Here is an 8,283-nt window from a genome sequence, read left to right as displayed (position 1 = left end):
TTACCGGTTTCATCAGAGCCGTTGCCGGTTTCATCAGAACCGTTGCCGGTTTCATCAGAACCGTTACCGGTTTCATCAGAAGAACCGTTGCCGGTTTCATCAGAGCCGTTGCCGGTTTCATCGGAACCATTGCCGGTTTCATCAGAGCCGTTGCCGGTTTCATCGGAAGAACCGTTACCGGTTTCATCAGAACCGTTGCCGGTTTCATCGGAACCGTTGCCGGTTTCATCGGAACCGTTGCCGGTTTCATCGGAACCGTTACCGGTTTCATCGGAACCGTTACCGGTTTCATCGGAACCGTTACCAGTTTCATCAGAACCGTTGCCGGTTTCATCGGAACCGTTGCCGGTTTCACCGGAACCATTTTCATCAGAACCGTTGCCAGTTTCATCAGAACCGTTACCGGTGTCATCAGAGCCGTTACCGGTTTCATCAGAACCGTTACCGGTTTCATCAGAAGAACCGTTGCCGGTTTCATCAGAGCCGTTACCGGTTTCATCGGAACCGTTGCCAGTTTCATCGGAACCGTTGCCGGTTTCATCAGAGCCGTTGCCGGTTTCATCGGAAGAACCGGTACTGTTGTCGCCAGTTCCGTTGCTGTCAGGCTGTTCGCCGCTACTAGGTTGTTCTGTTACAACGTCATCACTTGCATCCGCAAGAGAAATCATAGCAGTAGGTATGACTTGACTTTCAAATGCTGTAGATGACTCGATACACGACGAGCATTCAGCATATGCCATATTAGATGATAATATGGCCGCACCAACCACTGCTGCCAATTTTGTCCCAGTAACTTTACCGCGTTTCCGTACCAGTTCAGACGTGACGGTATAAGCCTGTTCTTTTCTATTCCAAATGAGCTTGTATATTTTGTTCATTTTGGGGTCTTTATTTAAATAGGTTTAAGTATGTAAAAAAAATTAATTTTAAATAAATAAAATTAATTTGAACTGCATACTATATTTTTGTATGTAATTTTGTCAAATTCGTATGTAATTATTAATTAATTAACGTGAAAATCTAAAAATAATATTTATTTTTATAAATCAATTTTTTATATTTGTTATCAATGAAATGATAAATATTATTTGTATTTAATAGTAAAAATAGATATAAATTAGTTATTTGAGTTGACTTTTATTTGACATAAGTCAAATGATAATGAATTATAGTTGTAATTGTTATATATTTAATTTATTGGTTTTTTAGTTAATTAATGTAATTTTTGACATAAGCTAGCTGTATTAGTTATGTGCTGATGTATTAATGGTTTATGTGTTTATGTTGAAAAAGTAAGCGGCAATTATTTATAAAACAATTTAATGCTTATACGAATGCGGTGCTTTTTTTAGTTTTTGCTGTATACAATGTATTACTGCCTTAGAAATTACAGGGTGTCAGATGAATAGAATAGTTGCCTTAGTTAGTGATAATAGTCGAGATTAGAAGCCTAAGCTTAGGCAAGCTAACTGTATCGAAAATAAAAGCGATTGATTTGGATAGAAATGGTGATTTAGGAAAGAGTTGTTATATTCTATTTGGATGTGGTTTCACTGTGAGCTAGCTAGAGATATCTGGATAAATGATATTCAATAGGATTTGTATAATACTTTCAGCAATCTTTTGTTTAATGCTGTAGGCTATACGCCGTCACAGGAAATCATTATTATTCGGCTAACAAGTGCACAAATATCAGCATATATCAGCATAAGTTTTAGCAGGCAATTTTTCTGGGTAATAGCATTGGAGCAGAAATTGTTGCTGAACACATACTGCATCTGATGGAGCGTTTTTATCGAGTGGATTCCGGCTGCTCATGCCAGAGTGGTAGTACTGGACTTTGCCTAGCAAGTGCTATATATACTCTGGCTAAACATAATGGTTAATTACAGATTAAAAGCGTTGTTGGCAGTGGCAGTACCTTTAATTGCTGTATTGTCCTAGATGAAAAACGACAAAGGACTTGACAGCAGTGGCACTCTTACCTAAAATGCGCGCTCTCGGGTCGTTAGCTCAGTCGGTAGAGCAGCGGACTTTTAATCCGTTGGTCGAGCGTTCGAATCGCTCACGACCCACCATCAATCCACCATTTTCTTCCATATCTTTCAACATTTTACGCATCGTATCTACTGTTATTACTTTCTCCTCAGATTTGTTTACTGTGCCTAAATTGTGACAGTCACCTGTCATAATGCTGTCAATCTTTATTGCATCTTTGACCAAATGTTCTGGAGCCAAATGGGCATACTTTTGTACCATTTCTAAAGATTGCCAACCTTTCATTTTCTAGTGCATCAATAGATACTTTTCTCTGTGCCGATTAGTTAGCACTAGATAGTGCAGGGCATAATCAGATTAATGAAAATATTGCTCAATTCAGGCATTATCCAAAGCTTTTTTAGAGCTCGTATGTAAATATTCCATATTTAGTACTCAACTCACGTAGAAAATTACGCTGCTTGTTTTAGTGTTCTATATCAATTGGTGTTATTATTAGTTAATTCCTCATGTGGTCTTTCGGTGTTATAAATCGTTAACTATTCTGTATTTTTAATAGATAACCATGATATTTGGTCAGTTTATCCAGATAACGGGTAATTCTACCAGCCGCTAAACTGACTGCAATATCAATGTCTAATGCTATACGATTAAAGTTATCGATGACATTGAAGGTTCTAAATCTGTGTTGATGACAACTGCTGTCACTCATAAAAATCTATTGATCACCATTCACCTAGCTTATTCGGTACTGAAAGTTTTTCTGGGCTTCGCGGAGGATACGTTGTTTACGCTTTATCCTGAGATTAAGCTTTAGCTGGTAATATATTCGATAAACACGTTTATGATTCTATTTATAACCGAGCTTTCTGATGCGATTAAAACACTTAGGAAAGCCCCAGCGTAAATGCCTATCCGTGAAGGCACTGAGTACCGACATACTCACCGAATCATCCGGTAACTTAGGTTGATAATAGTAAGCACAGCGGTTTAAGCCAACAATAGCACAGCTCATGGCAATAGTCACAGAATGATTTTATTGAATTTTTATAGTCCAGACTTTACGTGCTTGAGTTGGTTCTATAGCTTTTTTATGTTTTCCTCCTGAAGCTGAGATTTTAAGCTTAGCTTAGCAAACATCTGCTTAAGCTTACGATTTTCAGCTTCCAGTTCCTTAAGTGTTTAATATCTGCGATTTCCATACCATCGTATTTATCACGTCATTTATAGAAAGTTGAATTCCCCAGATCATATTTACGGCAAAGTTCTTTGACGGTGATACTGGCTTCAGCTTCTTTTAAAATAGCTACGATCTTATGTTCAGTCATGTTTAGGTGGTTATTAAAACTCAGGCTTAATGATTTTAAAAAAACTGCCTTTACTACTGTATGTTTATGCAAAAATATTTTGCTTAAAATTAATATTTATTCTATAAAACAGTGCATGAATCTATGTTGCTAGTTTAGACATGTTTATTAAGCAATACAGAATAAATTTTTATGGTTGAAGTTATAAAATCTCGGTAAGACATTTAATTATAACTACCAAATTGTTGTTAAATTGTGATCATCCAAACCACATTGAAGTATAAAATGCTTTTTAATGTATCTAAACATATAAAACGTAATTATTTGTTATCTAATTTACGTATATTAACTATATTTGTGTATATTATTTTAATCTTACTAGTTTAACGTATTTGGTTGTTAATTATGAAATTTAATTCTCCTCCAGCAAAAATTAAAATGATATTACTGGTTGTTTTGGGGTCATTGTCTGCATATGGTTTAGCTGCTACTACTTGCACTGAACGGAATGGGTGTGATATTGGGGCGGGTAAAGTTTTGGGCAGTGATGTGAAGATTGCTGCTGGGCAATATCAGAATGCGGTGCCTACTCCTGCAGAATTTCAAGAGAGGTGGGATAGTTCTTTGTTTAATATTGGCAATGATTATAATGTACAAAATCCCCCTCCTATTAAAGCCGAATTTACTCCAGGAACAAATATTATATTGGATCTGTCTTTTTTAGAGAAATCAGGTTATGAAACGGATAATAAGGAAAGTGTTAGTTTTACAGGTGTTGATATCGGATTATATGCTGAGGGAGAAGATTCTGTTAGAGTTATTATTCCTAAAGGAGTGGAGTTTACGCTAAAAGGAGGCCCGAAAGAATCTGAGAATAATATTACTGGTATCCGATTAGATGAGGGGCATGTTGATTCACAGGCCGACTTTATTATTAATGCGCCTGTTTCTGAGGCTTACGATATTTATGGAGGGATATTAAATGCACACCACCATAAAATCATTTTAGGTAAAGACAGCTATCTTTCTGGAGCAGCTCAGGTTCAATTTGAGGGTACACTAAATCTGGATCATGTGGATATACAAGGGAGTGGTGAATGGAATATGGGCATAAATTCATATGAACAGGGAGAGGCGAATATCAGGAATACTTCAATCAATCTAAGCCATAAGAATAGTGTTGGCTTTGTGATTGATAGTGGCGGTAAGATCAATGTAGATAGTAGTACGATTAATGCTGGTTATGGCATTAGTGTAATTAGCCGTCAAGGCTTTGAAGACGATGTAAGAGATAAAAACGTTTTTAATATTAAAGATAGTAGTTTGATTGCCAGAGATGCTTTGGTGGTTGTAAATGATCATCGTTTGTTTGGTGAAGATGATGATGAGGACGATGCTCGGTCGGATGCTGATGTTGCAGCGCAAGAACCACTGATACTAACGGCAGATCATTCTGAACTTGCAGGACGGACATATGTGGATTTACGTCCAGCGCCAAAATTAATATTTAATCTGAAAAATGGATCTTCCTGGCTGATTAATGGCAATAGTGAGCTGGATGAGCTAAATATTCACGATTCCAGTATTTCTTTTAGTAAAGGTGGTCAATTCAAGACGCTGACGATTCATGGTGACCTGAGTGGCAGTAATGGTTTGTTTAATCTGAATACCAGTCTGGCAGATCAGCAGGCGGATAAGATTGTGATTGAGGGTAAGGTACATGGAGAGCATAAGATCAGTGTATCTGATAGCCGTAAACGACCAAAAACGCCGAATGGAAAAATAACGCTGGTTGAATCCAATGGTGGTGATGGTTCGTTCACTATGGTGCAGGATTATGTAGATGCAGGTAAATACCGTTATTTCTTCCATCAGGAAGATGATAATAAATGGGCTTTAAGCAATGATAAGGGCGCAGCGTCTTTGGGTAGTAGTCATCATGGTTCTGATTATGAAATCAGTGATTTTGCCAATTCGCTGATCAGTATGCGTCAGGCTGCCAATCAGTTTGTATATCAACTACAGGAACCACTGAATGCGCGTCTCGTTAGTCTGAAATCACAGTCTCGGAGTAATAATAATCTGTGGCTGGACAGTAATTATGCTAATGACCATTTTGATAGTACGGGCACTAGTGACGGTTTGACTACGGCAGGTTTCAAGCAGAAGTCTTATAGTCTGCAATTAGGTTATGATCATGTTCTGTCATTGGGTGATGGTAATAATAACCAGACATATCTGGGTGCTTTTGTGGGGCAGGGGCATTCGAGTGTAAATTTTAATGGTAATTATAAAGATGGTAATCTGAAAGCAATAACTACGGGTATTTATGCTGGCTGGCAGAATGCCGGCAGCTGGTTTGCAGATGCGGCTTACCGATACAGCCATCTGAAAACTTCTGCCAGTAAGATGGATAATTCTACATGGCATGCAAATAGTCTGAATGCACAGTTGGGTAAGGATTTTAATCTGGATGAGAAGTGGGTAGTTACGCCGAAGTTTGGGATGACTGTTGGGCGGTTATCTGGAGATAGTTATACTAACGCTACTACTTTCTATCGCAGTAAGCTGGGAGCTACAGTTAAAACGTCTTTTGCTTTGAATAAGGTAAGTTTAAATCCTTATGTAGGTGCATATTGGCTGCATGATAAAAGTAGGCTGGGTCATGCTGTTGTTGATGATGAAAATCTGCGTATTGCCGGTGCTGGTAACAGTGGTTTGTATGAAGCTGGTCTGGGTGTGGATTTCGATCAGAATAACCATGCTGACTTTAAGCTTAATTATGCCAGTGGTCAGAAAACCGAACAGAAACTCGGGGTTAATCTGAATTACCGTTATTCGTGGTAAAAGGAGATTTGGTTTTAGGTATTGCGCCAGCTTTGCTGGCGCATTTTTATTGTGCCAGATAAATCTGTATTTTTGGTTGCTGTTGTAATACAGCTCGGATAGGCATTTGGTCTGTATCGTTGCCAGCTAATGCCTGCTGAAATACTTGCTGCTGTTTTTTTCCTACCAGTTGGAGATATAGATGTCGACTGTTAATGATAACTGGCAGGGTTAGTGTAATACGCTTATGTGGTGCGGTGAGAGGCTGCATATCAATAACCATTTTGTTGGAATGCATATCCAGTCCTTTACTGAGGTTATTTGCATGTGGAAAAAGTGATGCCGTATGTCCGTCATCACCCATTCCTAATACCAGTACATCTATTGGTAAAGGTAGGGATTGCTGTAATCGTATGTGAGTTTCATCAATGCTGTCGCTAGGGTCATCTGCTATGGTTTTAAGGCTGATGAAATGTGCATTTTTCGCCTGATTCTGTAATAAATGTGTGCGTATTAAACGTTCGTTACTGTCTTCATGCTCTTTGTCTACCCAACGCTCATCTACTAAGGTGATATAGATTTTTTCCCAAGGTAGGGGGGTGCGGCTTAATATCTGGAGCAGCTCTATAACGGCAGGTCCGCCGGAAAGTGCCAGTGATGCCTGAGAGCGCTGGGCAACTGCTTGTTGCAGGTTATTGCTGATGGCAGTAGCAAGAGCTGTGTTCATTGCTGTGCTTGTGGGGTATTCATGGGGCTGATTCATGGTGATTTCCTTTGGTTGATTCAATGTTTTTGTGCTGTAAATGCAATTTGTGATAATGGACTGTGTTGTATATTGATGATTTAAAATATATTTCTGGATAAAGTTGTTATGTTTTAATTATTCTCGGGTATCAGGTTAATATGTTTTTAACAGGGTAATTGTTGTTAAATAATTAAATATATTTGGTATTTATGGCCGCTTTTTCTGATCTTATGGTTTGGATAAGAATGAAACGAAAGGTTTTTTGGTTTTGGCTGTCTGCTGTATAAGTAAAGGCCAAATCCTTTTTGAGGGATTTGACCTTGATGGTGATATATATGGTTATTTGCTTGGTTACCAGTTAACTTTCAATCCTAGAGAACCGCTTAGCGGTGCTTTTACTCGCGCATTACCGCCGTTTGACCATGTATGACCGATTTCACTGTATATTTTTACTCGCTCATTGATGTTGTAATTAGCACCTATAGCCAATTCTGTGCTGGTATGTGCAGAACCCGAATGCAATGTTGTGGCTGCGAAGTTGGTGCGGTAGGTGGTTCTGTCTGCTCCATCAGGTGAGTAGAATAGGTTAATGCGGGCATAAGGGTGCAGGGTACCTTTGTTAAGCTGATAGTTGCCTTGCATGCGTCCGCCTAATCTGAACAACCATGCATTATTGTGATTGTGGCTGACACTGGTTTTGCCACTGATATCTGTATCGTTTAGATCCAGCCACTGATGTACTATTTGTGCTTGAGGTTCTATTTCCCAATTGCTGTTGCTGATGGGAAATGGTTTGCCTGTTTCGATTGATGCGGTGAGACCATGACCTTTCTGGGTACTGTTGTTGTTACCGTTAGGTTTGATATCAACATGATGATGTGCACCTTGTAGAACGATATCAATATAGGCTCTGTTGTTATATACATAGTTACTATAGGCGCCGATAAAGTAAGATTTTGATGTGTTTTTCCCAACATTGTTATATATGCCGCTGGCAAAGCCATCAATATCAAGATCATTATAGATATAACCTAGATAACCACCAATTCGCCAGTTTTGGTTGTGCCAGATATCACTGCCCAGTTGTACGCCGATGTAATTGCCTTTGGAATGGGTATCAGAAACGCCATCTTGCCGGATATCGGTGCGACCGGAGATGATTCGTCCCCAGCTCATGCGCTCATCAGTTGTTGGTGTTGCGCCAATTCTTTGGTGCATGTTGCCCAGCATGATGATATCGGTTTGTCTGAGTTGGGCACCTACGGCAGCATACAGAGGTACCTCTTTACGATAAGTAGGTTTCAGTTTTGCGGAATTATTACTATTTTCGGGGTTATTCGGGTTATTCGGGTTATTCGGGTTATTCGGGTTATTCGGGTTATTCGGGTTATTCGGGTTATTCGGGTT

5 protein-coding genes and 1 tRNA gene are annotated in these 8,283 nt (G+C 39.0%); 2 read left to right on the top strand and 4 right to left on the bottom strand.

Features of this window, described 5'->3' with window-relative positions:
* The coding region (locus tag BHC51_RS05180) for an ESPR domain-containing protein (protein WP_218966380.1) at positions 1-878 on the bottom strand (878 nt) is incomplete at its 3' end.
* 1,124 nt (positions 879-2,002) lie between these two features.
* Here BHC51_RS05180 and BHC51_RS05175 point away from each other — a divergent pair.
* Positions 2,003-2,078, top strand: a tRNA-Lys gene (locus tag BHC51_RS05175).
* A 770-nt stretch (positions 2,079-2,848) separates the two neighbouring features.
* Here BHC51_RS05175 and BHC51_RS12655 read toward each other — a convergent pair.
* Complete coding sequence (locus tag BHC51_RS12655; protein WP_180296430.1) at positions 2,849-3,013, bottom strand: hypothetical protein; 165 nt, start codon at positions 3,011-3,013, stop codon at positions 2,849-2,851.
* A 697-nt stretch (positions 3,014-3,710) separates the two neighbouring features.
* Between BHC51_RS12655 and BHC51_RS05170 the strand changes: the two genes are divergently transcribed.
* Positions 3,711-6,152, top strand: a complete 2,442-nt coding sequence (locus tag BHC51_RS05170) for an autotransporter outer membrane beta-barrel domain-containing protein (protein ID WP_100153497.1) — start codon at positions 3,711-3,713, stop codon at positions 6,150-6,152.
* 46 nt (positions 6,153-6,198) lie between these two features.
* Here BHC51_RS05170 and pgl read toward each other — a convergent pair whose 3' ends face one another.
* Complete coding sequence (gene pgl / locus BHC51_RS05165; protein ID WP_100135812.1) at positions 6,199-6,894, bottom strand: 6-phosphogluconolactonase; 696 nt, start codon at positions 6,892-6,894, stop codon at positions 6,199-6,201.
* Positions 6,895-7,227: 333 nt separating this feature from the next.
* A partial coding sequence (locus BHC51_RS05160; RefSeq protein ID WP_143558778.1) for an autotransporter outer membrane beta-barrel domain-containing protein occupies positions 7,228-8,283 on the bottom strand: 1,056 nt, incomplete at its 5' end.

The organism is Snodgrassella alvi (assembly GCF_002777745.1).
Lineage (GTDB): Bacteria > Pseudomonadota > Gammaproteobacteria > Burkholderiales > Neisseriaceae > Snodgrassella > Snodgrassella alvi_D.
This window is presented reverse-complemented; position numbering and strand designations above follow the sequence as displayed.

Bases quoted from the DNA above. Each gene is read 5' to 3' on its own strand.
- BHC51_RS12655 (WP_180296430.1), bottom strand. From the start codon at position 3,013: ATGAGCTGTGCTATTGTTGGCTTAAACCGCTGTGCTTACTATTATCAA.
- BHC51_RS05170 (WP_100153497.1), top strand. From the start codon at position 3,711: ATGAAATTTAATTCTCCTCCAGCAAAAATTAAAATGATATTACTGGTT.
- pgl (WP_100135812.1), bottom strand. From the start codon at position 6,894: ATGAATCAGCCCCATGAATACCCCACAAGCACAGCAATGAACACAGCT.